Annotated in this window: 1 protein-coding gene; it reads left to right on the top strand. The window is 31.0% G+C overall.

Annotation, left to right across the window (positions count from 1 at the left end; genetic code table 11):
• On the top strand, positions 1-390 hold a 390-nt coding region (locus EVJ32_RS16095; RefSeq protein WP_131459137.1), incomplete at both ends, for a DUF871 domain-containing protein.

Below are 390 nucleotides of genomic sequence, written 5' to 3'. Positions count from 1 at the left end.
GCATTAGATCTAGTAGGAAAAATAGATAAGATTTATATTGGGGATGGTGGTCTTTTAGTTAATTGTTTAAAACAATTTGCCTGCTATAAAGAAAAAGAAATGATATGTCTAACTGCAGAAATTTATGATTCTAACATGGCATTTGTTTTAGGAGAACATACGAATAGGCAGGATGAAGCACGTGATGTCATTCGTAGTCTAGAAAGTCGATTCAATAAAACTGCCGATATTATGCCTGCCTTACCTGCTAAAAATCGAAATATAGGTACAATAACTATTGATAATATAAACTATTTACGTTATCAGGGAGAAATTCAAATCATAAAAAATCAATTACCCGCTAATGAAAAGGTAAATATTATTGGTAGAGTGATAGAAAAAGATCGTGAT

This window comes from Exiguobacterium sp. SH5S4 (genome assembly GCF_004337045.1).
Lineage (GTDB): Bacteria > Bacillota > Bacilli > Exiguobacteriales > Exiguobacteriaceae > Exiguobacterium > Exiguobacterium aurantiacum_A.
This window is presented reverse-complemented; position numbering and strand designations above follow the sequence as displayed.